This window comes from Streptomyces anulatus (assembly GCF_014650675.1).
GTDB classification, from domain to species: Bacteria; Actinomycetota; Actinomycetes; order Streptomycetales; family Streptomycetaceae; genus Streptomyces; species Streptomyces anulatus.
The window spans coordinates 229786-256511 of record NZ_BMVK01000001.1 but is presented as its reverse complement, the minus strand read 5'-3'; the positions used below and the strand labels follow the sequence as shown (position 1 = coordinate 256511).

22 protein-coding genes and 1 pseudogene are annotated in these 26726 nt (G+C 72.5%); 13 read left to right on the top strand and 10 right to left on the bottom strand.

Translation table 11 applies throughout. The features are described 5' to 3' along the window. The first annotated feature begins 27 nt into the window (after positions 1-27). From IE272_RS01130 to IE272_RS01120, 3 genes are all read left to right on the top strand, one after another. Positions 28-1185, top strand: coding sequence for an acetyl-CoA C-acetyltransferase (locus IE272_RS01130; RefSeq protein ID WP_190006068.1), 1158 nt, complete (start codon positions 28-30; stop codon positions 1183-1185). A 287-nt stretch (positions 1186-1472) separates the two neighbouring features. After that, positions 1473-1676: a cold-shock protein gene (locus tag IE272_RS01125; protein WP_003969786.1), complete on the top strand. Its 204-nt coding sequence runs from the start codon at positions 1473-1475 to the stop codon at positions 1674-1676. Positions 1677-1861: 185 nt separating this feature from the next. After that, positions 1862-3523 (top strand): DEAD/DEAH box helicase, encoded by a 1662-nt coding sequence (locus tag IE272_RS01120; protein ID WP_190006067.1) that lies wholly within the window; start codon positions 1862-1864, stop codon positions 3521-3523. A gap of 525 nt (positions 3524-4048) precedes the next feature. Here the strand turns inward: IE272_RS01120 and IE272_RS01115 are convergent. From IE272_RS01115 to IE272_RS01100, 4 genes are read right to left on the bottom strand one after another with little or no spacing between them, the layout of a single operon-like run. Beyond that, positions 4049-5113: an NAD(P)H-dependent flavin oxidoreductase gene (locus IE272_RS01115; protein ID WP_190006066.1), complete on the bottom strand. Its 1065-nt coding sequence runs from the start codon at positions 5111-5113 to the stop codon at positions 4049-4051. Then, positions 5113-5862 carry a CoA-transferase subunit beta gene (locus tag IE272_RS01110; RefSeq protein WP_050358110.1) on the bottom strand — a complete coding sequence of 250 codons (750 nt, stop codon included), beginning with the start codon at positions 5860-5862 and terminating at the stop codon, positions 5113-5115. Before IE272_RS01110 ends, IE272_RS01115 begins: the two co-directional genes overlap by 1 nt. Beyond that, positions 5859-6749, bottom strand: a complete 891-nt coding sequence (locus IE272_RS01105) for a CoA transferase subunit A (protein WP_056706351.1) — start codon at positions 6747-6749, stop codon at positions 5859-5861. Before IE272_RS01105 ends, IE272_RS01110 begins: the two co-directional genes overlap by 4 nt. A 3-nt stretch (positions 6750-6752) precedes the next feature. After that, a complete protein-coding gene (locus tag IE272_RS01100; protein WP_050358112.1) occupies positions 6753-7496 on the bottom strand; it encodes an enoyl-CoA hydratase family protein in 744 nt (247 codons plus the stop codon). A gap of 125 nt (positions 7497-7621) precedes the next feature. On the opposite strand from IE272_RS01100, the gene IE272_RS01095 reads away from it, so the two are divergent. The 3 genes from IE272_RS01095 to IE272_RS01085 all read left to right on the top strand — a co-directional run bounded on the left by IE272_RS01095 (position 7622) and on the right by IE272_RS01085 (position 10235). Further along, entirely contained in the window at positions 7622-8554 is a 933-nt protein-coding gene (locus IE272_RS01095; protein WP_190006065.1) for an SDR family oxidoreductase, read from the top strand. Positions 8555-8850: 296 nt separating this feature from the next. Continuing rightward, positions 8851-9609, top strand: a complete 759-nt coding sequence (locus tag IE272_RS01090; RefSeq protein ID WP_190006064.1) for a VOC family protein — start codon at positions 8851-8853, stop codon at positions 9607-9609. 53 nt (positions 9610-9662) lie between these two features. Next, positions 9663-10235, top strand: coding sequence for a GNAT family N-acetyltransferase (locus tag IE272_RS01085; RefSeq protein WP_190006063.1), 573 nt, complete (start codon positions 9663-9665; stop codon positions 10233-10235). Between the two features lie 3 nt (positions 10236-10238). Here the strand turns inward: IE272_RS01085 and IE272_RS01080 are convergent, their stop codons facing one another. Together IE272_RS01080 and IE272_RS01075 are read right to left on the bottom strand one after the other, a co-directional pair. Then, positions 10239-10994 carry an ankyrin repeat domain-containing protein gene (locus tag IE272_RS01080; protein WP_050358116.1) on the bottom strand — a complete coding sequence of 252 codons (756 nt, stop codon included), beginning with the start codon at positions 10992-10994 and terminating at the stop codon, positions 10239-10241. Positions 10995-11024: 30 nt separating this feature from the next. Further along, positions 11025-11927 carry a hypothetical protein gene (locus tag IE272_RS01075; protein ID WP_056706344.1) on the bottom strand — a complete coding sequence of 301 codons (903 nt, stop codon included), beginning with the start codon at positions 11925-11927 and terminating at the stop codon, positions 11025-11027. A gap of 391 nt (positions 11928-12318) precedes the next feature. Here IE272_RS01075 and IE272_RS01070 point away from each other — a divergent pair, with 391 nt between their 5' ends. Next, a complete protein-coding gene (locus IE272_RS01070) occupies positions 12319-13086 on the top strand; it encodes a S1 family peptidase (RefSeq protein WP_190006062.1) in 768 nt (255 codons plus the stop codon). Positions 13087-13150: 64 nt separating this feature from the next. Here IE272_RS01070 and IE272_RS01065 read toward each other — a convergent pair whose 3' ends face one another. Continuing rightward, complete coding sequence (locus tag IE272_RS01065) at positions 13151-15034, bottom strand: glycoside hydrolase family 35 protein (protein ID WP_190006061.1); 1884 nt, start codon at positions 15032-15034, stop codon at positions 13151-13153. A gap of 166 nt (positions 15035-15200) precedes the next feature. Here IE272_RS01065 and IE272_RS01060 point away from each other — a divergent pair, with 166 nt between their 5' ends. The 3 genes from IE272_RS01060 to pepN all read left to right on the top strand — a co-directional run bounded on the left by IE272_RS01060 (position 15201) and on the right by pepN (position 19403). Next, complete coding sequence (locus IE272_RS01060; RefSeq protein WP_032789769.1) at positions 15201-16079, top strand: AraC family transcriptional regulator; 879 nt, start codon at positions 15201-15203, stop codon at positions 16077-16079. 67 nt (positions 16080-16146) lie between these two features. Further along, positions 16147-16509: a chorismate mutase gene (locus IE272_RS01055; RefSeq protein WP_050358120.1), complete on the top strand. Its 363-nt coding sequence runs from the start codon at positions 16147-16149 to the stop codon at positions 16507-16509. Positions 16510-16811: 302 nt separating this feature from the next. After that, on the top strand, positions 16812-19403 hold the full coding sequence (pepN, locus tag IE272_RS01050; RefSeq protein WP_190006060.1) for an aminopeptidase N: 2592 nt from the start codon (positions 16812-16814) through the stop codon (positions 19401-19403). A 181-nt stretch (positions 19404-19584) separates the two neighbouring features. Here the strand turns inward: pepN and IE272_RS01045 are convergent. After that, positions 19585-19929 (bottom strand): annotated as a pseudogene (locus tag IE272_RS01045) (ArsR/SmtB family transcription factor); the annotation flags it as partial. A 190-nt stretch (positions 19930-20119) separates the two neighbouring features. Beyond that, on the bottom strand, positions 20120-20560 hold the full coding sequence (locus tag IE272_RS01040) for an ATP-binding protein (protein ID WP_190006059.1): 441 nt from the start codon (positions 20558-20560) through the stop codon (positions 20120-20122). Between the two features lie 417 nt (positions 20561-20977). On the opposite strand from IE272_RS01040, the gene IE272_RS01035 reads away from it, so the two are divergent. Together IE272_RS01035 and IE272_RS01030 are read left to right on the top strand one after the other, a co-directional pair. Beyond that, positions 20978-22441, top strand: coding sequence for a pyridoxal phosphate-dependent decarboxylase family protein (locus tag IE272_RS01035; protein ID WP_190006058.1), 1464 nt, complete (start codon positions 20978-20980; stop codon positions 22439-22441). After that, entirely contained in the window at positions 22438-23865 is a 1428-nt protein-coding gene (locus IE272_RS01030) for a lysine N(6)-hydroxylase/L-ornithine N(5)-oxygenase family protein (protein WP_050358124.1), read from the top strand. The genes IE272_RS01035 and IE272_RS01030 overlap by 4 nt, the downstream gene beginning before the upstream one ends. 74 nt (positions 23866-23939) lie before the next feature. Here the strand turns inward: IE272_RS01030 and IE272_RS01025 are convergent, their stop codons facing one another. Next, complete coding sequence (locus IE272_RS01025) at positions 23940-25760, bottom strand: bifunctional metallophosphatase/5'-nucleotidase (RefSeq protein ID WP_073958968.1); 1821 nt, start codon at positions 25758-25760, stop codon at positions 23940-23942. Positions 25761-25900: 140 nt separating this feature from the next. On the opposite strand from IE272_RS01025, the gene IE272_RS01020 reads away from it, so the two are divergent. After that, positions 25901-26623 carry an SIMPL domain-containing protein gene (locus tag IE272_RS01020; RefSeq protein WP_050358126.1) on the top strand — a complete coding sequence of 241 codons (723 nt, stop codon included), beginning with the start codon at positions 25901-25903 and terminating at the stop codon, positions 26621-26623. Positions 26624-26726 lie beyond the last annotated feature (103 nt).

The window sequence follows — 26726 nt, the reverse complement described above, 5'->3', positions numbered from 1 at the left end:
TCCCGAGCGCACCGAGGAGCAGCAGCCATGGCCGAGGCCTACATCGTCGAAGCGGTACGCACCCCCGTCGGGCGGCGCAGGGGCGGCCTCGGGGCCGCCCACCCCGCCGACCTCGGCGCGCACGTGCTGAAAGAGCTGATCGCCCGCTCCGGCGTCGACCCGGCGGCCGTCGAGGACGTCGTCTTCGGCTGCCTCGACACCGTCGGACCGCAGGCCGGCGACATCGCCCGTACGTCATGGCTGGCCGCCGGACTCCCCGAGGAGGTTCCCGGCGTCACCATCGACCGGCAGTGCGGCTCCTCCCAGCAGGCCCTCCACTTCGCGGCCCAGGGCGTCCTCTCCGGCACCCAGGACCTCGTCGTCGCGGGCGGCACCCAGAACATGACCCAGATCCCGATCGCGTTCGCCTCCCGGCAGGCCGCCGAACCCCTCGGCCTCACCCAGGGGCCGTACGCGGGCAGCGAGGGCTGGCGCGCCCGCTACGGCGACGCCCCCGTCAACCAGTTCCACGGCGCCCAGCTGATCGCCGAGAAGTGGGACATCGGCCGCCGGGACATGGAGGAGTTCGCCCTCACCTCCCACCAGCGGGCGATCCGCGCCATCGACGAGGGCCGCTTCGCCCGCGAGACCGTCGCGTACGGGGACGTCACCGTGGACGAGGGGCCGCGCCGCGACACCACCCTGGAGAAAATGGCCGGTCTGAGCCCTGTCGTGGAGGGCGGCAGCATCACCGCGGCCTGCTCGTCCCAGGTGTCCGACGGGGCCGCCGCCCTGCTCATCGCCTCGGAGCGGGCCGTCGCCGAACACGGGCTCACCCCGCGGGCCCGCGTCCACCACCTGTCCGTACGGGGCGAGGACCCGATCCGGATGCTCTCGGCCCCGATCCCGGCCACCGCTTACGCCCTGAAGAAGACCGGCCTCACCATCGACGCCATCGACCTCGTCGAGATCAACGAGGCGTTCGCCCCGGTCGTCCTCGCCTGGCTGAAAGAGACCGGTGCGGACCCCGGGCGGGTCAACGTCAACGGCGGAGCCATCGCGCTGGGCCACCCGCTCGGCGCGACCGGGGCCCGGCTCATGACGACCCTGCTGCACGAACTGGAACGCACCGGCGGCCGCTACGGGCTCCAGACGATGTGCGAGGGCGGCGGACAGGCCAACGTCACCATCGTCGAGCGACTCTGAGAGCCGGGCCCCGGCCCGCCCCCGCCCCCGGCGGGCCCCGCCCGTACACCCTCTGGTCAGCCAAGTTTTCCCTCCGGCGGTGTGGCGTGATCCGCCGCCGGAGGAGAGGACGTGCTAGGGTGTTTCCCGTTGCAGTTTTGGTACCCATGAACTTTATGTGCGCCTGACGGGAATGCTTCCTCAGGCGCTTTATTGTTTTCCGGCTTTCTCCGGGTGGGGCTCAATGCGGCGACTTGGAATCCGTAAAGTGCGGGTTCTCGGCACTGCACCTCTTTTAGGAGAATGACATGGCTACTGGAACCGTGAAGTGGTTCAACTCGGAAAAGGGCTTCGGCTTCATCGAGCAGGACGGCGGCGGCGCCGACGTCTTCGCCCACTACTCCAACATCGCCACCTCGGGCTTCCGTGAGCTCCAGGAGGGCCAGAAGGTCTCCTTCGACGTCACGCAGGGCCAGAAGGGCCCGCAGGCGGAGAACATCGTCCCGGCCTAATTGCCGGACGCGTACCTCGCTGACCGGGGCCCGCACCGTGAAGGTGCGGGCCCCGGTTTGTGCTGTCCGAGAAAAAACCCGTTTCGTGCGCACATCCTGGGGGCGCATCACAGACGGTCGGGCCGGCACATCGCAGTAAACCCACTCGGCAGTTGCCCAGGAATCCCCCAGGAGGGCAATTCCGTATGACCAGCTCCGAACGCCAGGACCGCACCCCCCGCTCGCGACCGGCCCGTGGCCGAGGCCGCGGCCAGGGCGCCGGCACCCAGGCTCCCGCGAACGGCCGGGGCGGCGCACCCCGCTCCAGGGCCCAGGGCGGCTCCAAGCCCCCGGCCCGTCGTCGCGCCACCCCGCCGCAGGGCGAGTTCGCCCTGCCGGAGACCGTGACCCCCGCGCTGCCCGCCGTCGACGCCTTCGCCGACCTGGACATGCCCGCCGGGCTGCTGAAGACCCTCACCGCGCAGGGCGTCACCGAGCCGTTCCCGATCCAGGGCGCGACCCTGCCGAACTCGCTGGCCGGCCGCGACATCCTCGGCCGAGGACGCACCGGCTCCGGCAAGACGCTCGCCTTCGGCCTGGCGCTGCTGGCCCGCACCGCCGGACGCCGCAGCGAGCCGCGCGCCCCGCTCGCCATGGTCCTCGTGCCCACCCGCGAGCTGGCCCAGCAGGTCACCGACGCGCTGACCCCGTACGCGACCGCCGTGAACCTGCGGATGGCCACCGTCGTCGGCGGCATGTCGATCACCAAGCAGTCCGCCACCCTGCGGCGCGGCGCCGAAGTGCTCGTCGCCACCCCCGGCCGGCTCAAGGACCTCATCGAGCGCGGCGACTGCCGCCTGGACGAGGTCTCCATCACCGTCCTCGACGAGGCCGACCAGATGGCCGACATGGGCTTCATGCCGCAGGTCGTCGCCCTGCTCAAGCAGGTCGAGGCGGACGGTCAGCGGATGCTGTTCTCCGCGACCCTCGACAAGAACATCGACCGGCTCGTGAAGATGTTCCTCACCGACCCGGTCGTGCACTCCGTCGACCCGTCCGCCGGTGCGGTCACCACGATGGAGCACCACGTGCTCCACGTCCTGGACGAGACCGACAAGAAGGCCGTCGCCACGAAGATCGCCGCCCGCGAGGGCCGGGTGATCATGTTCGTCGACACCAAGCGCGCCGCCGACCGATTCGCCAAGCGGCTGCTCGCCAGCGGTGTACGGGCTGCCGCCCTGCACGGCGGGCGCTCGCAGCCGCAGCGCAACCGGACGCTCGACCAGTTCAAGAACGGTCAGGTCACCGCGCTCGTCGCGACGAACGTCGCGGCCCGAGGCATCCACGTCGACGACCTCGATCTGGTCGTCAACGTGGACCCGCCGACCGACCACAAGGACTACCTCCACCGCGGCGGGCGCACGGCGCGCGCCGGGGAGTCCGGCAGCGTCGTCACGCTGGTGCTGCCCGAGGAGAAGCGCGAGATGACCCGGCTGATGCAGGACGCCGGCATCGCGCCGCGCACCACGCGGGTCACCTCCAGCGACGCGGAACTGGGCCGGATCACCGGAGCCCGCGAGCCCTCGGGCGTCGCGATCGTGATCGAGGTGCCGCAGCCGACGCCGCCGAAGCAGCGGACCCGGTCGGGCGGTTCGGCGGGCTCCGGCTCCGGCGGGGGCACGGTGCGGTCCGGCAGCCGGGGACGTGGACGGCGCGGGGCCGGCACGGGTGCCGGTGCCGCCGGTGCCGGTGGCGGCGCGGGACGCTCCGGCGGGGCCGCGCGCTCCGGTGGCGGGGCGCGATCGGGCGGCGAGTCCCGTGGCACGGGGCGCTCCGGCGCGCCTGCGCGGGGGCGCCGGGCCGCGTAGCGCCGCGTAGGGCCCACCCCTGGCCGGCTCGGCGGCGGAGGGCCGGGCCACCTCTAGCCGTTCGGCGGCGAGGACCGGCCTACCTCTAGCCGTTCCGGCGTTTGAGGACCGGGCCACCTCTAGCCGTTCCGGCGTTTGAGGACCGGGCCACCTCTAGCCGTTCCGGCGTTTGAGGACCGGGCCACCTCTAGCCGTTCCGGCGTTTGAGGACCGGGCCACCTCAAGCCGTCCGGCGATTGAGGACCGGGGCCCGGGGCAGAGCCCCGAAAGCCCCGGGCCGGGGCTTTGTCCTCAAGCGCCGGACGGGCTGGGTGTGGCGGTCCGGTCGTCCAGCCTCGGGCCGACGTCGGCCGGGGTCTTGTCCTCAAGCGCCGGACGGGCTGGATTGGGCTGCCCGGCTGTTGGCATCGGCCCAACGCCCGGCCTCGGGCCGACGTCGGCCGGGGTCTTGTCCTCAAGCGCCGGACGGGCTGGGTGTGGCCGCCCGGTCGTCCGGCCCGGGCCGATGTGGGCTCGGGGCGGTTTTCACCTGCCGGGTGGGCCGGATTCGGCGGCCAGGGTCGTGAGCGTCGTCTCCGCCTCGGACAGGATCCGGGCCACCAGCTCCGCCACGCTCGGCAGATCCTCGATCAGGGCCGCCACCTGGCCCGAGGCCATGATGCCGAGGTCCGTGCGGCCGTCGACCATGGACGCCCTCAGCAGCATCGGGGTGTTCGCCGCCAGCAGCACCTGGCTCCAGCTCAGGTCCTTGCCGTGCCGCATCGCCAGGCCGTCGCGGACCATGGCCGGCCAGCTCAGGCCGGAGATCCGGCGGAAGCCGGACGCCCGGCGCAGCGCCCGGTACAGGGAGCGCAGCCGGCCCGCACCCTCCAGTTCCGCCACCATCTCCGTACGGAGCATCCGGTGCGGGAGTCCGTCCACCGCCCTCGTCAGGATGATGTCCTTGGCGGTCGCCGCCAGATAGCGGGCCTTCACCGCGTCCGGGACCGTCGAGTCCGAGGTCAGCAGGAACCGGGTTCCCATGGCGACGCCCGCCGCCCCGTACGCCAGCGCCGCCACCAGGCCCCGGCCGTCGTGGAAGCCGCCCGCCGCGACCACCGGGATGTCCACCGCGTCCACGACCTGCGGCAGCAGCACCGTGGTGGCGACCTCGCCGGTGTGGCCGCCGCCCTCGCCGCCCTGCACGATCACCGCGTCCGCGCCCCACGCCGCGACCTTCTCCGCGTGCCGTCGGGCCCCCACCGACGGGACGACGACGACGCCCGCGTCCTTCAGCTCCGCGATCAGCTCCTTCGACGGGGCGAGCGCGAACGACGCCACCCGCACGCCCTCCTCGACGATGATCCGGACCCGCTCCGGGGCGTCTCCCGCATCCGCCCGCAGATTCACCCCGAACGGCGCGTCCGTCCGGGACTTCACCTCCCGTACGGCGGACCGCAGTTGATCCGGCGTCATGGTCGCCGAGGCCAGGATGCCGAGCGCCCCGGCCCGCGCAGTCGCGGTGACCAGGCGGGGGCCCGCCACCCAGCCCATCCCGGTCTGCACGATCGGGTGCCGGACGCCGACGAGGTCGGTCAGAGCGGTGCGCATCAGGACCGGACCTCCCGGTCCCGGGCGCGGGCCGGGTCGACGACCTCGCGGATCAGCGCGAGTTCGGCGGGGGAGGGGTCGCGGGTGTACGGGACGTCGGCGGGGACCGTGAGCGCGAAGCCCGTCGCCTCGCGGACCTGGTCCACCGTGACGCCGGGGTGGACCGAGGCCAGGCGCATCGAACGGTCGGGCGTCGCGAAGTCGAAGACCCCGAGATCGCTGACGACCCGCGGGATGCGGTGGAAGCGGGTGGCCGACGGGCCCGCCGCCCGCGCGCTGTCGTGGCCGACCCCGCAGATCATGTCGACGCGGCTGACGAAGACCCGGGGGGAGTGCCGGGGGATCCAGTAACTCACCGGATTGTTCAGAGTGTTGACCGGCGCTCCGCGTACGCCCAGCAGTTGCCGCGAGGGCTGCTCCCAGTCGCCGATGCAGGAGATGTTCTGGTTGCCGAAGCGGTCGATCTGGCTCGCGCCCATCATCACGTGCCGCCGCCCGCCGGTCACCAGGGCCAGATGCCTGCGGTAGGGGAGCCAGCCCTCCGCCTCGCCGTCCGGGCCGACGAGCGTCGCCTCCCCGTCCGTGAGCAGCAGGTCGGGGGCGAAGGTCAGCCGGGCCAGCCGTGCACCGGCCGACGGCACCGCGCCCATCGGGCTGGCCAGGATCTCGCCGTCGCCCCGCCACGCCTCCGCGCACGCGATCACGCAGTACTCGGCACGGGTGATGCCTCCGGTCGCCGACGCGTTCATTTCTGCTCCTCGTGCCAGGTGCGGACGGCCTGCTGGTAGCCCTTCTCGTCGCCGTCCGGCGGCAGGAATCGGGCCGCGAACTCCGCCCAGGCGGCCGGGTCCGCCGCCGCGGCCGCGTACGCCTTCTGGAACGGCTCGTCGCGCGGGTGGTCGGGTACGCAGGAGGTGAAGTGCGCCCCGCCCGGCGTCTCCACGACACCGGTGACGGAGTGCCGCTGCACGAGGAGGGTCTGCGGGGCGGCGGAGTTCCCGGTCAGTTCCCGGGTCTCCACGATGCGTTCGCAGGAGACGTAGGCCGCGTCGGCCGCCTCGCAGAACAGGTCGTCGAAGTACGGGTCGGGGCCCAGGTACTGGCCGTTGCCGAGCCGGTCCGCCCGGTTGAGGTGGACCAGCGCCGCGTCCATCCGCAGGGCCGGCATCGCGACGAACTCCTCGCCGTCCTCGTACGGTGACGTCACCGTGCGCAGCTCGGGGTTGACCCGCATCACGTCCGATCCGATGCCCGCGCGAACCGGCAGGAACGGCAGCCGGTTCGCCGCCGCGTGCAGCCCCCACATGAACATCGCCTCGTCGATCTCCGTCAGTGCGAACGCCCCGCGCTGCCGGGCCGCTCGGTAGTGCGGCTCCAGCGGGATGGAGTCGAGCGTCACGAACGCGGTGACCAGGCGGCGGATCCGGCCCGCCGCGGCCAGCAGCCCCACGTCCGGGCCGCCGTAGGAGATCACCGTGAGATCGGTGACGGGCGACCTGAGCACGGCCCTGACCAGGGCCATCGGCTTGCGGCGCGACCCCCAGCCGCCGATGCCGATCGTCATGCCGCTGCTCAGCCGGTCGACGACCTCCTCGGGCGTCATCGTCTTGTCGCGCACGTGAGGGGGAGTGCTCATGGTTCAGGCCTCCTTGCCGAAGGTGTCGCGGACCCGGTCGGCGGTCCCGGCGAGGTTCGCCTCGAAGGTGAACCCCTGCTCGAAGCGGTAGCTGCGCCGGACGTCGACGGGGTCGATGCCGTTCAGGGCGGCCTTCGCGAGCCGCAGCAGATGGCCGTCCTTGGCGGCGATCTCCTCCGCCAACTCCAGCGCGGTGTGCATCAGTTCGGGGTGCGGGACCACTCGCCAGACCGATCCGTGGGCGAGCAGTTCCGCCGCGGTGACCGTGCGGGAGGTGTAGTACAGCGTGCGCATCAGGTGCTGCGGGACCAGCCGGGCCAGGTGGGTCGCGGCGCCGAGCGCGCCCCGGTCCAGCTCCGGCAGGCCGAAGACCGCGTCCTCGCTCGCGACGATCGCGTCGGCGTTCCCGACGAGTCCGACCCCGCCGCCCAGGCAGAAGCCCTGCACCGCCGCGACGACCGGGACCTCGCACGTGTACACCGCGGCGAACGCCTCGGCGCAGCCCCGGTTGGCGCCGATCAGGGCCTCGTGCCCCGTATCGCGCTGCAACTCCTTGATGTCGACGCCCGCGTTGAAGCCGCGCCCGGCGGCGGCCAGGACGACGCAGCGGACCTCGGGATCGCGGCCCGCCGTCCGGACGGCGTCCGCCAGGTCGTACCAGCCCTGTACGGGAAGCGCGTTGACGGGGGGACGGTCCACGGTGACGACGCGGACGCCGTCCGAGGGGCGGGCGGTGGAGACAGTCATCGGAGGATCAGCTACCTTTCCACCAAACATTTGTTAGGTGGACGGTAGCAGTAGCGCCCCCGGCCGCCAACCGGCCGTCAGCCGTCAGCCGGCCGTCAACAAGCCGTCGATCATGGGGAGATGAGATGACCGCACCCACCGCACGCCGCGCCGGACTCTGCGCGGACCGGGTCGTCGCCGTCACGGGCGCCGGACGGGGACTCGGCCGGGCCCACGCCCTGGCCTTCGCCGCCGAAGGGGCGCGGGTCGTCGTCAACGACCTCGGCGTCGGGCCCGACGGGGACGGGGGTTCCGCCGGCCCGGCCCGGGAGGTCGTCGACGAGATCGTGGCGGCGGGCGGCGAAGCCGTCGTCCACGGCGGCGACATCGCCACGGCCGGAGGCGCGGCCTCCCTGGTCGCCACCGCCGTGGAGGCCTTCGGCCGCCTCGACACCCTGGTCAACAACGCGGGCTTCCTGCGCGACCGGATGCTCGTCAACCTGGACGAGGACGACTGGGACGCGGTGATGCGGGTCCACCTCAGAGGCCATTTCCTGCCCCTGAAGCACGCCGCCGCCCACTGGCGGGCCGAGGCGAAGGCGGGCCGCCCGCCGGCCGCCCGGGTGATCAACACCAGCTCCGGCGCGGGACTCCTCGGCAGCGTCGGCCAGGGCAACTACGCGGCGGCCAAGGCCGGAATCGTCGCCCTGACCCTGGTCGCGGCCGCCGAGCTGGGCCGGTACGGGGTCCACGTCAACGCCCTCGCCCCGGCAGCCCGGACCCGGATGACCGAGCTGACCTTCGCCGAGACGATGGCGGCCCCGGGGGAGGGGGAGTTCGACGCCATGGCCCCCGCGAACGTCTCGCCCCTCGTCGTCTGGCTCGGCTCCGCCGCGAGCGACGGGGTGACGGGCCGCGTCTTCGAGGCCGAGGCGGGCCGCATCACCGTCATGGAGGGCTGGCGCCCCGGCCCCACCGACGACCGGGGCGCGCGCAGGTCCCCGGCCGAGGCGGGCGAAACGGTGCGCCGGCTGCTGGCGGACGCGGAGGAGCCGGGGCGGGTCTACGGGGCGCCCTAGGACTGCCGTCGAACCGCCGCCTGCCGGGCGAGGCCTGGCCTCGGGGGAGGTCTGGCCGATCCTGCCGGTCTCCCGTGCCGCGTGCCGCGTGCCCCGTGCCCCGTGCCGCGTGCCGCGTGCCGCGTGCCGCGTGCCCCGTGCCCCGTGCCGCGTGCCGCGTGCCGCGTGGCCCGTGCCTCGTGCCCTGGCCCCGTGCCCCGGCACCGCGCCCCGCCCATCCCGTACGGCGCGGGAAACCCGCTTGCGCACCCGTGCGGGCGCCCGGTATCCAGCGGAGGACACCTGAGGAGCGCACGATGACGAGGCACGGCCCGATGAACGAGTTCTGCTGGATGGACCTCAAGACCCGCGACCCGTCCGGCACCGCCGCCTTCTTCTCCTCGGTGCTGGGCTGGGACTTCGCCGTGGACGAGGAGGACTGGCGGCGGGCCGTCAAGATCTCCGCCGGGGCCGACCGGATCGGCGGGGTGAGCGACCTGGCCCAGCCGGTCTACCCGCCCGGTACGCCGCCCCACATCGCCTACTACCTCGCGGTCGACGACGTGGACCACCGTACGGATCTGGCGGTGGCGAACGGGGCGCGGGTCGTCGTCGCGCCGTTCGACGCGGGGGACCAGGGCCGGATCGCCACGCTGATCGACCCGGTGGGCGCCGTCCTCTCCCTCTGGCGGCCGCGGGGATTCGCCGGGTGGCCGGTGTCGGCCACCGCGGAGGGCACGCCCCACCACGCGGTTCTGGCCTGCGAAGACCCCGAGCGGGCCCGGGAGTTCTATGCCAGGACGACGGGGACGCCCCTCGGCCGGGCCGCCTTCCGGGAAGCCGGCCCCGCTCCGGGCGGCACAGGTGCGGGCCCCGCCGCCGGCTCCGCACCGCAGTGGGAACTGGCCCTCGCCGTGGACGATCCGGACGCCGTGATCCGCCGGGCCCGCGCCCACGGTCCGGATCTCGTCACCCTCGCCGGGGAGGGCCGTCGCCGCGTCGTGCGGCTGCGCAGCCCGGAAGGGCTGACGTTCCTGATCCAGGCCCGGGACCAGGGCTCGGGTGCGGACCGCTGACGCCCGCCCGAATCGGGTGGCGCGACCCGGCCGCCGACCGTGAGGATCACCGTATGCGCACCTTCCTGGAGACCGACCGGCTCGTCCTGCGCCCGGTCACGGACGCCGACGCCCCCGACCTGCTCGCGCTCGACAACGACCCCGCCGTCATGCGGTACATCAACGGCGGCCGGCCGACGAGCCCCGAGGACATCCGGGACCGGACCCTGCCGAGGCTCCTCCACGACCATCCGTGCACCGGAACCCGCGGCTTCTGGGCCGCGCGGGAGAAGGACACCGGGGCCTTTCTGGGCTGGTTCGAGCTCCGGCCGCTGGACGACCACGATCCCGCCGTCGCCGAGCTCGGCTACCGGCTGAACCGGGCCGCCTGGGGCCGCGGTTACGCCACCGAGGGCGCGCGGGCCCTGGTCGACAAGGGGTTCACCGACCTCGGTACCCAGCGGGTCACCGCCAACACCATGGCGGTCAACACGGGATCCCGGCGCGTGATGGAGAAGACGGGGCTGACCTTCCTGCGGGCCTACACCGAGGACTGGCCGGAGGCCATCGAGGGCTCCGAGCACGGCGAGGTCGAGTACGTACTCACCCGTGAGGCCTGGGAGCGCGACCGGCGAGGAGCCCGGTAGCGACTACGACGGCCCACCCAGCAGGACCGCGATCTCCCCGTGCCCCGTGTGCTGGTCCGTGCCCGCCGACGGCACCCCGTCCCGGAGCAGCTCCACGGCCATCGTCTCCTCGCCGTCCCTGCGGTCGTGGAGCGTCACCGTCTCGATGCCGGAGCCGTACGACTCCTCCAGCCGCCGCCGCAACTCCCGTTCCGGATCGAGGGCGGCGATGCGCCGCGCCTCGGCCAGCGCGAGGGCGACCACGGGCTCCTGCCCCGCCGCCCCCGCGCCGTGCGCGAGCAGCGCCCGTACCGTCCGCAGGGATCCGCGCTGCGCCGCCAGTACCAGCATCGCCTCGCCCTGGGGACCCGGCAGCAGCGGGTCCGCGCCATGGGCGAGGAGCGCTTCCACCGTCGGGGCCTGCCCCAGGCCGACCGCCCACCGCAGCGCGGTGAAACCGAACTCCTCGCGCAGATCCGGCCGGGCCCCGGCGGACAGCAGCGCCTCCACCACCTCGGTGTGCCCGCCGCACGCCGCCCCGCACAGCGGCAGATCGCTCGCCCCCGGGCCGCTCGCCCGGTTCGGGTCGGCCCCGGCGACGAGCAGCAGGCGCACCGCCTCCAGCCGGTCCTGCACCGACGCCAGATAGAGCGCCGTCGTGCCCTCCTCGTCGCTCGACTCGGCCAGGGCGCCCGAGCGCAGCGCCCGCACGACCGCGTTCTCGTCCTCGTACAGCGCGTCGAACAGGCGTAGTTCATCCCTGATCGGCTCGTTCGTCATGCTTCGATCCTACGGTGGCCGAAACGGTGCTCAGGTGTCGCATTCCAGGGCGGTCCGGCACAGCCCGCAGCGCGCGGTGAACCGGCCCCGTACGGGGACCCGGATGCGCTGGTGGCAGGTGGGGCAGGGGAAGGAGACGCGCAGTCCCCGATCGCCGGTCTCGAAGGCGTACGGGACGTTGGGGTCCGGGCTCGTGCCGGGGTGGTCCTGGGCGTACCGCCGGTCCTTGGCGTAGCGGCGGCGGCCCGCCCAGCCCGCTGCGGTCAGCGGGGGTCTGCGCAGATCGTGCAGCGCCCGCTCCCGCCCCTTGGTGTACGCGGTGTACGCCTGGGGGCTGGTGAACCACGGGGAGGGGTCCTCGCCGAAGGCGAACGCCCGCTTGGCCAGGACGTATCCGAACTCCTCCGGGGTGAGGTAGCCGAGCTTCTGACGGGACGTGGCGTCCTCCCGGAACGCGTCCAGCAGCAGCCAGCCCGCGCCGAGGTAGGCCGTCGTCGTGTCGGTCAGGATCTCGTTGGCGCGGGTGCCGGGGAACTCCAGGCCGAGCCGGTGCAGCAGCACATGGGTGACCTCGTGCGCGAGCGCCGCCCCGATGTCCCTGCGGTGGGTGCGGAAGCGGTCGTTGAGCTCGATGAAGTACTCGGGGCCGGCGGTCAGTTCCACGCTCGCCGCGTGCTCCATCGCCCGGAAGCCGACGATCATGCGGGCCTCGGGCAGATGGAGGTGCTGGACCAGGGAGCGCGCCACCCGCTGGGCTCCCAGGTGCAGATCGTCCTGGTCCGCGAACGCGGCGTCGGCGGGCGGGAGGCTGGTGGCATAGGCGTGGACGCCGTCCGCGGAGAGCCGCCGGTAGAGCGCGGTGATGGCGGAGCGGACCGTGTCCAGATGCGGAAAGCCGTGGACGACGGGTGCGCCCGGGGGGCCGTTCGCCACGTCGGAACCCCCCTCCGTGACGGTCGACGGACCTCCACTGTATGCCGGGCCGGGGAGGGGGTCCCGGAAGCGGCTTGATGATCTTGGCTGAAAAGTGCACCTTGTGGCAGCGGTCACTCGGCACCGATAATCGGATCGTTCTTGTCGGGTACATGACTAATTCGGCTTCGGTGCCGGCGGTCGTCACCCGGCCGGGACACGCGTGCCGGACCGCGCGACCCACAGCACTTCCGTACTTCCGTACGCCCGCACTTCCGCAGAACCCCACGCGGCGCCGCTGTGCGGGAACCACCGCCCAGCGCTTCGTACCGGGACTCCTGCACCGCAACGCAGCACGGCAACCTCCCACAGCAACCCCCCACACGAAATCCCCCCACGAAAGTAGGCCTCCGTGAAGCTTCTGAGCGCGCTGAAAAGGTGTTCCGTCGCCATAGCCGCCGTCGCCCTCGCGACCGTCAGCCTCCAGCCCGCCTCCGCGGCCCCCCAGCCGATCGTCGGCGGCGAACGCGCCGAACAGGGCGAGTTCCCCTTCATGGTCCGGCTCTCCATGGGCTGCGGCGGTGCGCTCTACGCCCAGGACATCGTCCTCACCGCCGCCCACTGCGTGGACGGTTCGGGCAACGACACCTCGATCACCGTCACCGGCGGCGTCGCCGACCTGCAGTCGCCCGACGCCGTCGAGGTCCAGTCCACCAAGGTCCTCCAGGCCCCCGGCTACAACGGCACCGGCAAGGACTGGGCGCTGATCAAGCTCGCCCAGCCGATCGACCAGCCCACCCTGAAGATCGCCACCGACAGCACCTACGACGAGGGCACCTTCACCGTCGCGGGCTGGGGCGCCGACCGTGAGGGCGGCAGCCAGCAGCGCCACCTGCTCAAGGCCGACGTCCCGTTCGTCTCCGACGCCGACTGCCAGAGCGCCTACAGCGAGCTCGTCCCCGGTGAGGAGCTGTGCGCCGGCCTCCTCGACACCGGCGGCGTCGACAGCTGCCAGGGCGACTCCGGCGGCCCGATGTTCCGCAAGGACGACGCCGACGAGTGGGTCCAGGTCGGCATCGTCAGCTGGGGCCAGGGCTGTGCCCGCCCGAACTACCCGGGCGTCTACACCGAGGTCTCGCACTTCGCGGGCGACATCGCCTCCGCGGCCGACTCGCTCTGATCCCGGCCCCCGCCCGGACCCCGGTCCGGGCGGGCCACCGGATCACCGCACGTCCGGCCGGTGATCACGGCTGAACCACCCCGGGGGCGTCCGTTTCGACGGGCGCCCCCGGACCCAGCTCCACCTGCGGCTCGCCCGCGTCCTCCAGCTCCAGCACCCACACCTCGTTGACGCCCTCGCGGAGCACCGGACCCGGTACGTACAGGGTCCGCTGCGGGCCCACCGACCAGTACCGGCCCAGGCAGAAGCCGTTCACCCAGACGAACCCGCGGGTCCAGCCCGGCAGTTCGAGCCCGGCGTGATCGACGCCGGGAACGCCGGGAGCACCGGAAGCACCGGAAGCGCTGGATGCGGCTGAAGCGCCCGTGGTCCCCTCGATGCCCTCGATGGTGAACGTCCCCCGGAACAGGCCCGTCCGCCCCGCGTCACCCGCCCCGGCGGCGGCCTCCACCGGCCCGAACGGGACGGCGGCCACCGCGCCCGCCGCGTCGAACGCCCCCAGCCGCAGCCCCCGGGCCCGTACCCCGTGCAGATACTGCCGCTCGTGCAGCACCCCGCCCGTGACGCCCTTCGGCTCGCCGAGGCGCGGCCCGTAGTTGACCCGGCCCAGCGACTCCACCCACAGCTCGACCTCCGCCGGACCCGCCACCGGCTCCGGCAGCGTCCCGGACTCCTCGGTCAGCACCCCGGCCCGGACCCCGTCCACGGACACCACCGCCCGGTCCCGCAGCCCCGAGGCCCCCAGCGGATACGCCTGGCGCGGCCCCGGCACCGCCACCCGGTAGCGCACGAGCCCCCGGTCCACACCCAGCTCCTCGAACGTCGGCGGCACCCCCGACTCCGTCTCCGGATCGCCCAGCGCCTCCAGGACATCCCCGAGCCCGGCCCACTCCGCCAGCTCCACCCGCACCGGCCCGGCCAGCCCGACCGGCTCCGGCGGCAGCGCGGGCAACGGCCCCTCGGCGTAAGCCTCCAGGACCTCCCGGAACAGCCGGAACTTCTCCGTGGCCCGCCCGTACTCGTCCACCGGCGCGTCGTAGTCGTACGACGTCACCGTCGGCTGGAACGACTCGTCCTGATGCGGGCCGGACCGGTTCGCCCCCGCCCAGCCCCCGAAGTTCGTCCCCCCGTGCGCCATGTAGATGTTCACCGACGCCCCGCACTCCAGGATCTCCCGCAGCGCCCCGGCCGCCTGCTCCGGATCCCGCAGCACCGGTGCGGCCCCCCAGTGGTCGAACCAGCCGCACCAGAACTCCATGCACATCAGCGGGCCCCTCGGCTGATGCCGGCGCAGCACCTCGAACCCCTCCCGCGCCCCCGAACCGAAGTTCGCCGTCGCGAGAAGCCCCGGCACCGAACCACCGGTCAGCATGTGGTCCTCCGGGCCGTCCGACGTGAACAGGGGAACCGTCACCCCGCACTGCCGCAGCAGCCCCGCCAGCCACTCCAGATACACCGCGTCGCTGCCGTAACTCCCGTACTCGTTCTCCGCCTGCACGAGGATCACCGGACCGCCCCGGGACACCTGCCGCTGCACCACCTGCGGCAGCAGCTCCCGGAACCACCGCTCCACCACCGCCCGGTACTCCGCGTCCCGGGTACGCACCCGCCGCCCGAACCGGCCCGTCACCCACACCGGAAGACCGCCGTTCTCCCACTCTGCGCAGATGTACGGACCCGGCCGCACGATCGCCCACAGCCCCGCCCGCCCCGCCGCGTCCAGGAACCGGCCGAGCGCCCCCACATCCCGGACCTCGCCCTCCCGGGGCTCGTGCAGATTCCACGGCACGTACGTCTCGACGCAGTTCAGCCCCATCGCGGCGAGCATCGCCAGCCGGTGCTCCCACTGCGCCTCGTGCACCCGGAAGTAGTGCAGGGCGCCCGACAGCAGGCGTACGGGCTTCCCGTCGAGCCGGAAGCAGTCGTCCCCCACGGTGAAGTCGGTCATGGTGCTCGTACGCTCCTGTACTCGGCCGCACCCGGCGGCCCCCGGGTCGATTGGTCCGACCACCTTCACCTCTGGCGTCGCACCCGGTCCATGGACAAAGATCGCTGTTGATTGGACACAGCTGTTGACCGGACGCAACGGACCAGCAGGGAGAGGAAGGACCGCGATGTATCACACCTGGATGCGCTTCTTCACCCCGAGCCCGCTCCACCACCGCCTGGGCCTCGTCTGCCTCGGCGTCGGCCTCCAGCACGGGGCGCTGCCCACCGTCGGACCCCGCACCCTCGACCACCACGTCGCGGTGATCGTCAACTCCGGCACCGGCTGGTTCAAGGGCCCCGACGGCCGCCGCACCCCCGTCACCGGCCCCAGCCTCATCTGGCTGACCCCCGGCACCCCGCACCACTACGGCGCCGACCCCGGCACCGGCTGGGACGAGAGCTTCGTCGACTTCACCGGCCCCGCCACCACCACGTACACCGAACTCGGCTACATCGAGCCCGACCGCCCCCTCGTCCCCCTCTCCGACACCGCCGCCCCCCGCGCGGCCGTCGGACGCATCGTGCGGGCCGCCCGGCGCGGCAACCCCCTTCTGGAGGTGGAGACCGGGGCCGCCGTCCATGAACTCCTGGTCACCCTGCGCCGCGCCCGCGCCGACATCGGCCCCGACGGCGACCCGGTGCTCCAGGCGCTGGCCCGCGACGCGTACCAGCCGCTCACCGTCGCCGAGCACGCCGCCCGGCACGGCATGACCCCCGCCGAACTGCGCACCGCCGTACGACGCGGCGCCGGCTGCAGCCCCAAGGACTATCTGCTGGGCATCCGCCTGGGCCGGGCCAAGGAACTCCTCGCCGCCACCGACCTCCCGGTCGCCGCCGTGGCCCGCCGCGTCGGCTACGACGACCCCGCCTACTTCTCCCGGCTCTTCGCCCGCCGCGTCGGCACCGCCCCCGTCCGCTTCCGCGAACAGCAGGGCCGCAGCGTGCCCGGCGGCTGGAGCGACCGGGTACCCGACCCCGACGACCCGCCCACGATCACCACCTGAGCGCGGCGGCCCAGGACCCACCGGCGCCGGGGGGGCGGCGTCGCCGGTGGGTCTAAGCTCGCTGACCATGAGTACGAGCGAGATCGACGCGTCCGTCCAGGCCGAGCTGAACCGGCTGCGCGAGAGCATCGACAACATCGACGCCGCCGTCGTCCACATGCTGGCCGAGCGCTTCAAGGCCACCCAGCAGGTCGGCCGCCTCAAGGCGGACCACAGGCTGCCGCCCGCCGACCCCGCCCGCGAGACCCGCCAGATCGCCCGGCTCCGGCAGCTCGCGCAGAGCGCCAACCTGGACCCGGCGTTCGCCGAGAAGCTGCTGAACTTCATCATCGCCGAGGTGATCCGCCACCACGAGCGCATCGCCGACGAAGCGGGGAACGGCGACACCGGCCGGACCGGGGGCACGGCGGGCGCCGTCACCGGAGCCTGACCGGCCGGGCGCGGGGACACGTTTCCGCGAAGCCCGCCCGGCGGGGCCCGGCCCGCGACGCCCGTGCGGAGAGACCGGCACGGCAGGCGAGGCCGGCCCGCGTCGCTCGGCCGGCGGGACCTGCTTGGCGTGGCGAGACCCGCCCCGCGTGGCCCGCCCGCTACGGGGGACCCGCCCTGCGAGACCCGCCCTGCGCGCGCCCGCCCTGCGAGACCCGCCCCGCGCGCGCCCGCCCGGACCGTCCCGTCCGCCCAGGGAGAACCCCGCTGCGCCCGCCGTCCCCCATACGGCAGCATGGGGCCATGTCCGTACTGACGCGCGACGAAGCGCAGACCCGAGCCCAGATCCTCGACGTGGAGCGGTACACGATCGCCCTCGACCTCACCACCGGCGAGGAGACCTTCGACTCCCGCACCGTCATCCGGTTCACCGCCCGCGCGGCCGGAGACACCTTCGTCGAGGTCAAGCCCGCCACCCTGCGCTCGATCAGTCTCGACGGACAACCCCTGGACCCCGCCCTCCTCGACGGCAACCGCTACCCCCTCACCGCACTCGCCGCCGGCCCCCACGAGCTGCACATCGACGCCGCGATGCGCTACTCCCGCACCGGCGAGGGCATGCACCGCTTCACCGACCCCACCGACGGCGAGACCTACGTCTACACCCAGTTGTTCATGGAGGACGTCCAGCGCGTCTTCGCCGCCTTCGACCAGCCCGACCTCAAGTCCGTCTTCTCCATCGACGTCACCGCCCCCGAAGGCTGGACCGTCCTCGGCAACGGGGTCGCCGAACACGCGGGGGAGGGGCGCTGGACCATCGCCGCCACGCCCCTCGTCTCCACCTATCTCGTCGCGGTCGCCGCAGGACCCTGGCACTCGGTCACCACCGAGCACGCCGGACTGCCCTTCGGCATCCACTGCCGCCGCTCCCTCGCCCCGTACCTGGACGCCGACGCCGACGAGATCCTCGACATCACCCGCGCCCTGTACGACCGCTACCACGAGAAGTTCGACGAGCCCTACCCGTTCGACTCCTACGACCAGGCCTTCGTCCCCGAGTTCAACGCGGGCGCCATGGAGAACCCCGGACTCGTCACCTTCCGCGACGAGTTCGTCTACCGCTCCGCCGTCACCGACACCGAGCGGCAGACCCGCGCCATGGTCATCGCCCACGAGATGGCCCACATGTGGTTCGGCGACCTCGTCACCCTGACCTGGTGGGACGACATCTGGCTCAACGAGTCCTTCGCCGAGTACATGGGCTACCAGACGCTCACCGAGGTCACACTTCCCCGAGCTCTCCACTCCGTCTCCGCGGGGGAGTCCCCGTTCCCCGACACCTGGGTCGACTTCGGCGTCGCCCGTAAGGGCTGGGGCTACGACGCCGACCAGCGCCCCTCCACCCACCCCGTCGCCCCGGACCCGGACGCCGTCCCCGACACCGCGTCCGCCCTCCTCAACTTCGACGGCATCAGCTATGCCAAGGGCGCCTCCGCACTGCGCCAACTCGTCGCCTGGCTCGGCGAGAAGGACTTCCTGGCCGGCATCAACACCCACTTCGCCCGCCACAAGTTCGCCAACGCCACCCTCGCCGACTTCATCGACAACCTGGCCTCCGCCACCGACCGCGACGTCCACGCCTGGGCCGAGCAGTGGCTGCGCACCACCGGCGTCGACACCCTCACCGCCGAGATCGCCGCCCCCGAGCCCGCCGAGCCCGCGCCGAACGGCAACGGCAACGGGCAGTCCTGGGCCCTCGCCGTCACCCGCGACGGCTCCCGCCCCCACCGCATCTCCGTCGGCACCTACGACCACGCGCTGGGCGCCCAGGGCGGCCCCGGCCACCTCGCCCTGCGCGACCGCTTCGAACTCGACGTACCCGGCGACGGGACGCCCACGATCCGCCCCGGCCGCCGCCCCGCCCTCGTCGTCCTCAACGACGGCGACCTCACCTACGCCAAGGTCCGGCTGGACACCGCCTCCTGGGACACCGTCCTGACCGGCCTCTCCGGCATCCCCGACGCCCTCACCCGGGCCGTCGTCTGGAACACCGCCCGCGACATGGTCCGCGACGCGCAGCTCCCTCCCGCCACCTATCTCGCGGCCGCCCGCACGCACCTCCCGCACGAGACCGACCTCGCGCTCGTCCAGGGCGTCCTGTCCTTCGCCGCCGGCCAGGTCGTCGACCGCTACACCATCCCCGAGGACCTGCCCGCCGCCCGCGCCATCCTCACCGACCTCTGCCGCGACCTCATCCGCCGCACCGAGGACGGTTCACGGCCGGGTCTGCGCCTCATCGCCGTACGTCACTTCATCGACGCCGCCACCCAGCCCGACACGCTCCGGACCTGGCTCGACGAAGGCACCGTCCACGGCGGACCCGAGCTCGACCCGGAGCTGCGCTGGCGCATCCTCACCCGGCTCGCCGTCCTCGGCGCCACCGACGAGGCCGCCATCGCCACGGCGCTGGCGGCGGACCCGAGCGCCACCGGCCGCGAAGGCGCCGCCCGCTGCCGAGCGGCGCTGCCCACCGCCGAGGCCAAGGCCGCCGCCTGGGACGCGCTGTTCACCGACGACACCCTGTCCAACTACCTCTTCACCGCCACCGCCCAGGGCTTCTGGCAGCCCGGACAGGAGGAGCTGACCGGCGCCTACGTGGCCCGCTTCTACCCGGACGCCATCGCGCTCGCAGCCCGCCGGGGCCCCGCCATCGCCGAGGCCGCCGGACGTTACGCCTTCCCCGCGTACGCCGTCGACCCTGTGAGTCTCGGCACCGGCACCCGCGCCCTGGAGGACCCGGACCTCATCCCGGCCCTGCGCCGCAAGCTCGTCGACCAGCTCGACGACCTCCGCCGCGCCCTCGCCGTACGGTCGGCCGTCGCCCTCGCCGACTGACCCGACGCGCACGGCCGCGGGACGGGAACCGCTTCCCGCCCCGCGGCCGTGACGGGATCACCGGACGGTACGGAGGATCAGCCGCCGCTTCCGCCGTCGTTCTTGTCCCCGGCCTCGTTTGCGGCCTAGTTCTCGGCCTAGTCCCCGGCGTCGTTCGCGGCATCGTCCGGAGCCTCGACGGAGGCGTCGTCCCCGGAGCCGCCCGCCGCCGCAGATCGGCCAGCAGCTCCGCCTGGCCCGCCAGCACCCCGGTCAGGATCGTCCGCGCCACGCGCAGCAGCTCCGCCACCCCCGGGTCGGCCAGCGTGTAGTGGACGGTCGAGCCCTCCCGCCGGGCCGTCACGAGACCGGCACGGCGCAACACGGCCAGCTGCTGCGAGAGATGGGCGGCCTCGACCCCCACCTCGTTCAGCATCTCCGATACCGCGTGGTCGCGTTCACTGAGCAGTTCGAGCACCCTGATCCGGACCGGGTGCCCCAGCGTCTTGAAGAACTCCGCCTTCAATCGGTACAGCGGTGTGCTCACCGGCGCGGCCCCGTTCCGCACGCCGGGAACCCGCCGCACCACACCTGACCAGAACTCTTCTCCATGGGTTCATCCTCGCGCCTTCGCGCCGCGAGGATGAACCCGGGGACCGGCCGGGTCAGGCCTTCTTCAGGAACCCGCTCCTCAGCGCGAGCCCCTTGACCTTCACCTCTTGACCGTCGTCACGGAGTCACCGTCCGCTCCGCCGCAGCGGAAGCGTGATCCAGATGCTCTTGCCGCCCTCGTCGGCATCGCCACGCACCACCGCGCTGCCGCCCAGACCATGGGTCAGCTCCATCACGGTGGCGAGACCCCGCCCGGGAGCCGTCCCGGCGGAGGCGAACAGGGCAGGCCGGTACGGATGTCGGTCGTGCACGCCGAACGCGAACGTGTCGGGACCGCCCGCGAACGCCACCGTCACGTTGGGCGAGAGCGCCGCCGCGTGCCGCACGCTGTTGGCCACCAGCTCACTGAGGATCAGCAGCGCCGGATCCCGGCACGGAACCCGCGGCCCCACCCCCCACTCCGTCAGCACCTGTTCGGCGGTCTCCCGGGCGATGCGTACGGCCGAACCCATCGCGGGCAGCGTCAGTACATGCCGGTACGGCAACGTGTCCGGTGGCGTGATCATCGGACGGGCAGGGGGACCGGCACGGCGGCACCTCTCCTCGGCGGTACGTCACCGCCGCGGGCCGGAGTGCCGCGCGGGGGCCGTGGCCCGCGGACGGCTGCGGAACGGCCCATACAGCATGTAGTGAATTGCAGAAATTCGCAATTCACTCATTGAGTAAGGGTAGGCGGGTCTGCTCAGGCAGTCCCGGCCCGGCCACCCCGTCCGCTCGGCCCCGGGTGCGCGCCCCGGCCCCCGCGGACACGCACACCCATCCCACAACCGAACGCCTCTACCACCCCGCCCCTCCCCGACCGGGCCACACGGACCAGCAGTACCCCTTTCGAGTTCAGATCGTTGGGCTCTTCGGCCGCGCCACCCGAAACCCGGGACAAGCTGGCACGCCCACCCCCGCGCACCCGAAGGACCACCCCACCCATGCCCACCCCGCCCCTCGCCGGAGGCCTCGCAGGCCCCGCCGCACTGCGCCCCCTCATCGACACCGTCCTCACCGCACTCCACGACGGCGCGACCCTCCGCGGCGGCCCCCTCCCCGCCGGCGGACCCGACACCGTCACCCCCCGCACCCGCACCGCCACCCACCCCCTCATCCCCGACCACGGCACCGGCCCCCACCACGCCCTGCGCAACCTCGTCACCGCCCTCGCCGCAGGCGCCGCGGACCCCGCCCACCCCCACTGCGCAGCCCACCTCCACACCCCGCCCCTCGCCCTGGCCGCCGCCGCCGACCTCGCCGCCAGCGCCCTCAACCCCTCCATGGACTCCTGGGACCAGGCCCCCGCCGCCTCCGCCCTCGAAGCCGACCTCACCACCGCACTCGCCGCCGAGATCTACCCCCACACCCCCTCACCCGACGCCGTCATCACCACCGGCGGCACCGAGGCCAACCAACTCGCCCTCCTCCTCGCCCGCGAACGCCACGGCCCCGTACAGACCATCTGCGGCGCCAACGCCCACCACAGCGTCGCCCGCGCCGCCTGGCTCCTCGGCCTCCCCGAACCCGTCGCCGTCCCCGCCCCCACCGGCACCCTCGACCTCGCCGCCCTCGACGAAGCCCTCACCGAACTCCACCGCCCCCTCCTCGTCGTCGCCACCGCCGGCACCACCGACACCGGCGAGATCGACCCCCTCGACGCCATCGCCGACCTCTGCGCCGCCCACGGCGCCGAACTCCACATCGACGCCGCCTACGGCGGGCCCCTCCTCTTCAGCCCCACCCACCGCACCCTCCTCCACGGCCTCGACCGCGCCCACAGCGTCACCCTCGACCTGCACAAACTCGGCTGGCAGCCCGCCTCCGCCGGCCTCCTCGCCGTACCCGAACGCCACCACCTCACCCCCCTCCACCACCACGCCCCCTACCTCAACGCCGACGACGACACCGAAGCCGGACTCCCCGACCTCCTCGGCCGCTCCCTCCGCACCACCCGCCGCCCCGACGCCCTCAAGATCGCCGTCACCCTCCAGGCACTCGGCCGCACCGGACTCGCCGACCTCATCGACCGCACCCTCGCCACCGCCCACCACCTCGCCGACCTCGTCACCAAGAACCCCGCCCTCGACCTCTACGACCGCCCCACCATCAGCACCGTCCTCCTCCGCCCCGCCGGCGCCGACGACCACACCGTCGCCACCGTCCGCCGCACCCTCCTCCAACGCGGCCACGCCGTCCTCGGCCGCGCCCACGCCGAAGGCCGCCTCTGGCTCAAGGCGACCCTCCTCAACCCCCACACCACCCCCCAGGACCTCCAAGCACTCCTGGACCTCATCACCGACACCACCACCGACCTCCTCACCCACCCGCCCGTCACCCCCACCGCGACCCACCCCACCGCGACCCACCCCACCCCTCACCCCACGGAAAGCGACACCCCGCGATGACCGCCCGGCCCGCCCCCGCACCCGACCAGCCACACGACCTCGTCGGCATCGGCATCGGCCCCTTCAACCTCTCCCTCGCCGCACTCGCCCACAACATCCCCGCGAGCACCGACGACCCCCGCCCCCTCGCCGCGACCTTCTACGAACAACGCCCCGCCTTCCACTGGCACCCCGGCCTCCTCCTCGACGGCGCCAGCCTCCAAGTCCCCTTCCTCGCCGACCTCGTCACCCTCGCCGACCCCGCCAGCCCCTGGAGCTTCCTCAACTACCTCCGCACCCGCGACCGGCTCTTCCCCTTCTACTTCGCCGAGCGCTTCCACATCCAACGAGCCGAATACGACGCCTACTGCCGCTGGGTCAGCGAACAACTCCCCGGCCTCCACTTCGGCCACCAGGTCGACGCCGTCCGCTGGAACACCGACCGCGCCCTCTTCGAGGTCGACTTCACCCAACTCGACCGCGACGGCGAAGCCGAAGCCCTCGGCCGCGCCTACGCCCGCCACATCGCCCTCGGCATCGGCACCGAACCCTTCGTCCCCGAACCCCTCAAACCCCTCGCCGAAGCCGAGACCGTCCCCGTACTCCACTCCGCCGACTACCTCCGCCACCGCGAGCGGCTCCTCGCAGCCGAACACATCACCGTCATCGGATCAGGACAGTCCGGCGCCGAGATCTTCCTCGACCTCCTGCGCGCCCGCCCCGAAGGCGCCGAGAAGATCCACTGGCTCGCCCGCACCCAGGCCTTCGCCCCCATGGAGTACTCCAAACTCGGCCTCGAACACTTCACCCCCGACTACAGCCGCTACTTCCACGCCCTCCCCGAATCCGCCCGCGACGAACTCGTCCCCCGCCAGTGGCAGCTCCACAAGGGCATCGACGCCGACACCATCAACGCCATCCACGACGAGCTCTACCGCCGCACCCTCCACGGCGGCTGGCCCGACGCCACCCTCACCCCCGGCGTGCACGTCCGCACCGCCGGACGCGTCGCCAACACCCGCGTCGAACTCCACCTCGAACACACCCAGCAAGGCACCCGCTCCCGCCTCACCACCGACGCCGTCATCCTCGCCACCGGCTACCGCGAACGCCCCCTCGACGCCGTCCTCGGCAGTCTCGGCCCCTACCTCAGCCGCGACGCCTCCCACCGCCCCCGCATCGACGACCAGTACCGCCTCGTCCTCGACCCCGCCGTCACCGGACACGTCTACGTACAGAACGCCGAACGCCACACCCACGGAGTCGGCGCCCCCGACCTCGGACTCGCCGCCTGGCGCAGCGCCACCATCCTCAACAACCTCACCCGCGCCAACCCCTACCCCCTCCCCGACCGCACCGCCTTCACCACCTTCGGCCTCGCCCCCCACCCCCCGAGAATCCCCGCCCAGGGACCCGCCCTCGTCCCCCTGACCCAATCCGTATAGCTCCGCACGACGAACGGCCCGGGCCCCCCACCGAAGGAGACCCGGGCCGAACGGACAACACACCTCACACAGTGCTACGGGAACACCGGCGCCCCGTCACGCGTCAGCCGCCACCCGACCGAAGCGAACACGGCCGGGTCCACCGACCCCTTCTCCCGCACCCACCCGATGATCGTGTTCCGGATCTCGTCCGAATCCGCCCACAACTGCTGCGCACCCGGCACGTGCGGGAAGTTCCCCCCACCACTCGCCCGGTAGTTGTTCACCGCGAACACGAACCGCGCCGCCGGATCGATCGCCTTCCCCTCGAAGGACAACCCGACGATCCGCGAACCCACCGGCTGCGCGATGTCGATGTCGTACGTCACCCCCGACACCGCGTCGTAGTTGTAGTCCGGAATCCCGTCCGCATTCGTCAACTTCGCCGTGTCCACCGGACCACCCGCAGCCGTCCGGACGAAGTACCGCGCCGAATACTCCAGGTACTCCTTCAGCTGCGCCCCCGTGAGCAGCCGTGCCTCCAGCGTGTTCTCGAACGGGTACAGCCCCGCCGCATCCTTGATCGTCACCTCACCGGCCGGAATCCCCGCCGTACGCGAGAAGCACGAAGCCTGCGACAACACGGGCAACGCCGCGTACTCCCCACCCGCCAGCGCCGCCTTCACCGTCTCCGCCTGCACCTGGTTGATCAGGTCGATGATCGGCTCGTCCTTCCACGGCGCGTCCGCCGTCGACATCGCCACCACCGACGTACCGATGACCTGGTTGACGTACTCCACCACCTTGCGGTGCTCCGACCGCAGCAGCGACGTCACCTTCCGGTCCTCCGGCACCGTGTTGGAGTTCAGCACCCGCGAACCGGCCTTCTCCACCGACCAGCGGCCCTTCTCCCACACCAGATCGAAGTCGAACAGCGTCAGCCGCTGACCCCACTTCGCCGGCTCCGAGAGCACGACCCGCTTCCCGGTCTCCTTGTTCGTCACGAAGTGCTCGGCGATCTCCACATGCGCGTGCCCCACCAGAATCGCGTCGATCCCCGGCACCTGCTCCGCGACCAGCGCCGCCGCGTTCTCCACGTACGGCAACTGATCACCCCACGACGATGTCCCCGACGAACCCGAGTGCGCCGAGACCAGCACCACGTCCGCACCCATGGACCGCAGCTTCGGCACCCACTTCGCCGCCTGCTCCTCCAGGCCCGGGAACACCATCTTCCCGCCCACGTTCGCCTTGTCCCAGATCGCGATACCCGGATTCGTCAGCCCCAGCACCGCCACCCGCACATCACGCCCGTACGGCGTGCGCATCCGCTTGATGACATACGGGGCGAACGCCGGCCGCAACGTCTTCGCATCCAGCGCATTCGCCCCGAGCAACGGGAAGTCGCACTGCTCCTCGAATTTCCGCAGCACCGGAATGCCGTAATTGAACTCGTGGTTCCCGAGCGCCGCCGCATCGTAACCGATCGCGTTCATCGCCTGCGCCATCGGATGCACCGGACCACGCCGCGCCGTGATCGGATCGACCTTCGCGTAGTAGTACGACAACTGCGTGCCCTGGATCGTGTCACCCGCGTCGATCAGCAACGTGTTCCGGCGGCCCTTCTCCCGGCGCACCTGGTCCACCAGCGTCGAGATCTTCGCCAGACCGACGTCGTTGTGCGCGGAGTCGTCGTACTCCTTGTCCGTGAAGTAGTCCCAGTTGAAGACGTTCCCGTGCAGGTCGGTCGTGCCCATCACCGTGAACGAGTACCGCTTCGCCGGACGCCCGTGGCCGTGACCGTGCCCCTTCGCCTCCGCGGCGCCGGCCGAGCCCACGACCGCACCGCCCGCCATCGCCACACCCGCACCGGCGGCAGCCGAACGGCCCAGAAACGTCCTACGGTTCAACGGCATCTCTTCACTCCTCGTTCAGAAGGGCAACGCGCGTAGATTCTGGCCCAGGGGTCACCACGCACAACACCCCAAGCAGGTTTCGATCTGATGACCACGCGACACACACCACGACACACCCCCCCCCGTGCCACAGTGAACGCATGACCGAAACCCCCACCCCCACGCCCGCGCCCCACCACCCCTACGGCACCCCCACCACCCCCCACGTCACCGTCCGAGGCGAAGCCCACCTCGAAGTCGACCCCGAAATCGCCCGCATCACCGTCACCCTCACCGCCCGGGGCACCGACCGCCGCACCACCCTCGACGGCCTCACCCACCGCAACAGCACCACCCTCGACCTCATCAAGACCTACGGCGACGCCATCGAGAAGCTGGAGACCGGCACCCTCACCATCAACCCCGAACTCACCCGCCACGGCCGCGCCGAACGCATCCGCGCCTACCACGGCAACATCCAACTCACCGTCACACTCGGCGACTTCACCGCCCTCGGCGAACTCGTCACCCGCCTCGCCGACCACGACCTCACCCGCATCGACGGCCCCTGGTGGGGACTGCGCCCCGCATCCCCCCACCACGCGGCCGCCCGCCGCCAGGCCGTCCAAGGGGCCCTCCAGCGCGCCCGCGAGTACGCCGAAGCCCTCGACACCCGACTCGGCGCCCTCCTCGAACTCAGCGACACCGGTGTCCACGGCGGCCCCCACATGGCTCCCGTCGGCTTCTCCGCCCAGGCCAGGTCCTACGGAGGAGCCGCGGAATCCGCTGTCGACGCCGCACCCGTCGACCTCGAACCCGTACGCCAGACCGTCGACGCCCAGGTCGAAGCGTCCTTCACGCTCATTCCGCCGAACCTCGGATAAACGCTCATCAGAGCACCCCGCTGCACAGTTAAACAGTTGTCAACAACCCTTCATATGAAGGTTGTTGAGGTGTCACTCGCAGCCAAATACCTACCCGTAGGTA

Bases quoted from the DNA above. Each gene is read 5' to 3' on its own strand.
- IE272_RS01130 (WP_190006068.1), top strand. From the start codon at position 28: ATGGCCGAGGCCTACATCGTCGAAGCGGTACGCACCCCCGTCGGGCGG.
- IE272_RS01125 (WP_003969786.1), top strand. From the start codon at position 1,473: ATGGCTACTGGAACCGTGAAGTGGTTCAACTCGGAAAAGGGCTTCGGC.
- IE272_RS01120 (WP_190006067.1), top strand. From the start codon at position 1,862: ATGACCAGCTCCGAACGCCAGGACCGCACCCCCCGCTCGCGACCGGCC.
- IE272_RS01115 (WP_190006066.1), bottom strand. From the start codon at position 5,113: ATGCGCACCGCTCTGACCGACCTCGTCGGCGTCCGGCACCCGATCGTG.
- IE272_RS01110 (WP_050358110.1), bottom strand. From the start codon at position 5,862: ATGAACGCGTCGGCGACCGGAGGCATCACCCGTGCCGAGTACTGCGTG.
- IE272_RS01105 (WP_056706351.1), bottom strand. From the start codon at position 6,749: ATGAGCACTCCCCCTCACGTGCGCGACAAGACGATGACGCCCGAGGAG.
- IE272_RS01100 (WP_050358112.1), bottom strand. From the start codon at position 7,496: ATGACTGTCTCCACCGCCCGCCCCTCGGACGGCGTCCGCGTCGTCACC.
- IE272_RS01095 (WP_190006065.1), top strand. From the start codon at position 7,622: ATGACCGCACCCACCGCACGCCGCGCCGGACTCTGCGCGGACCGGGTC.
- IE272_RS01090 (WP_190006064.1), top strand. From the start codon at position 8,851: ATGACGAGGCACGGCCCGATGAACGAGTTCTGCTGGATGGACCTCAAG.
- IE272_RS01085 (WP_190006063.1), top strand. From the start codon at position 9,663: ATGCGCACCTTCCTGGAGACCGACCGGCTCGTCCTGCGCCCGGTCACG.
- IE272_RS01080 (WP_050358116.1), bottom strand. From the start codon at position 10,994: ATGACGAACGAGCCGATCAGGGATGAACTACGCCTGTTCGACGCGCTG.
- IE272_RS01065 (WP_190006061.1), bottom strand. From the start codon at position 15,034: ATGACCGACTTCACCGTGGGGGACGACTGCTTCCGGCTCGACGGGAAG.
- IE272_RS01060 (WP_032789769.1), top strand. From the start codon at position 15,201: ATGTATCACACCTGGATGCGCTTCTTCACCCCGAGCCCGCTCCACCAC.
- IE272_RS01055 (WP_050358120.1), top strand. From the start codon at position 16,147: ATGAGTACGAGCGAGATCGACGCGTCCGTCCAGGCCGAGCTGAACCGG.
- pepN (WP_190006060.1), top strand. From the start codon at position 16,812: ATGTCCGTACTGACGCGCGACGAAGCGCAGACCCGAGCCCAGATCCTC.
- IE272_RS01040 (WP_190006059.1), bottom strand. From the start codon at position 20,560: ATGATCACGCCACCGGACACGTTGCCGTACCGGCATGTACTGACGCTG.
- IE272_RS01035 (WP_190006058.1), top strand. From the start codon at position 20,978: ATGCCCACCCCGCCCCTCGCCGGAGGCCTCGCAGGCCCCGCCGCACTG.
- IE272_RS01030 (WP_050358124.1), top strand. From the start codon at position 22,438: ATGACCGCCCGGCCCGCCCCCGCACCCGACCAGCCACACGACCTCGTC.
- IE272_RS01025 (WP_073958968.1), bottom strand. From the start codon at position 25,760: ATGCCGTTGAACCGTAGGACGTTTCTGGGCCGTTCGGCTGCCGCCGGT.
- IE272_RS01020 (WP_050358126.1), top strand. From the start codon at position 25,901: ATGACCGAAACCCCCACCCCCACGCCCGCGCCCCACCACCCCTACGGC.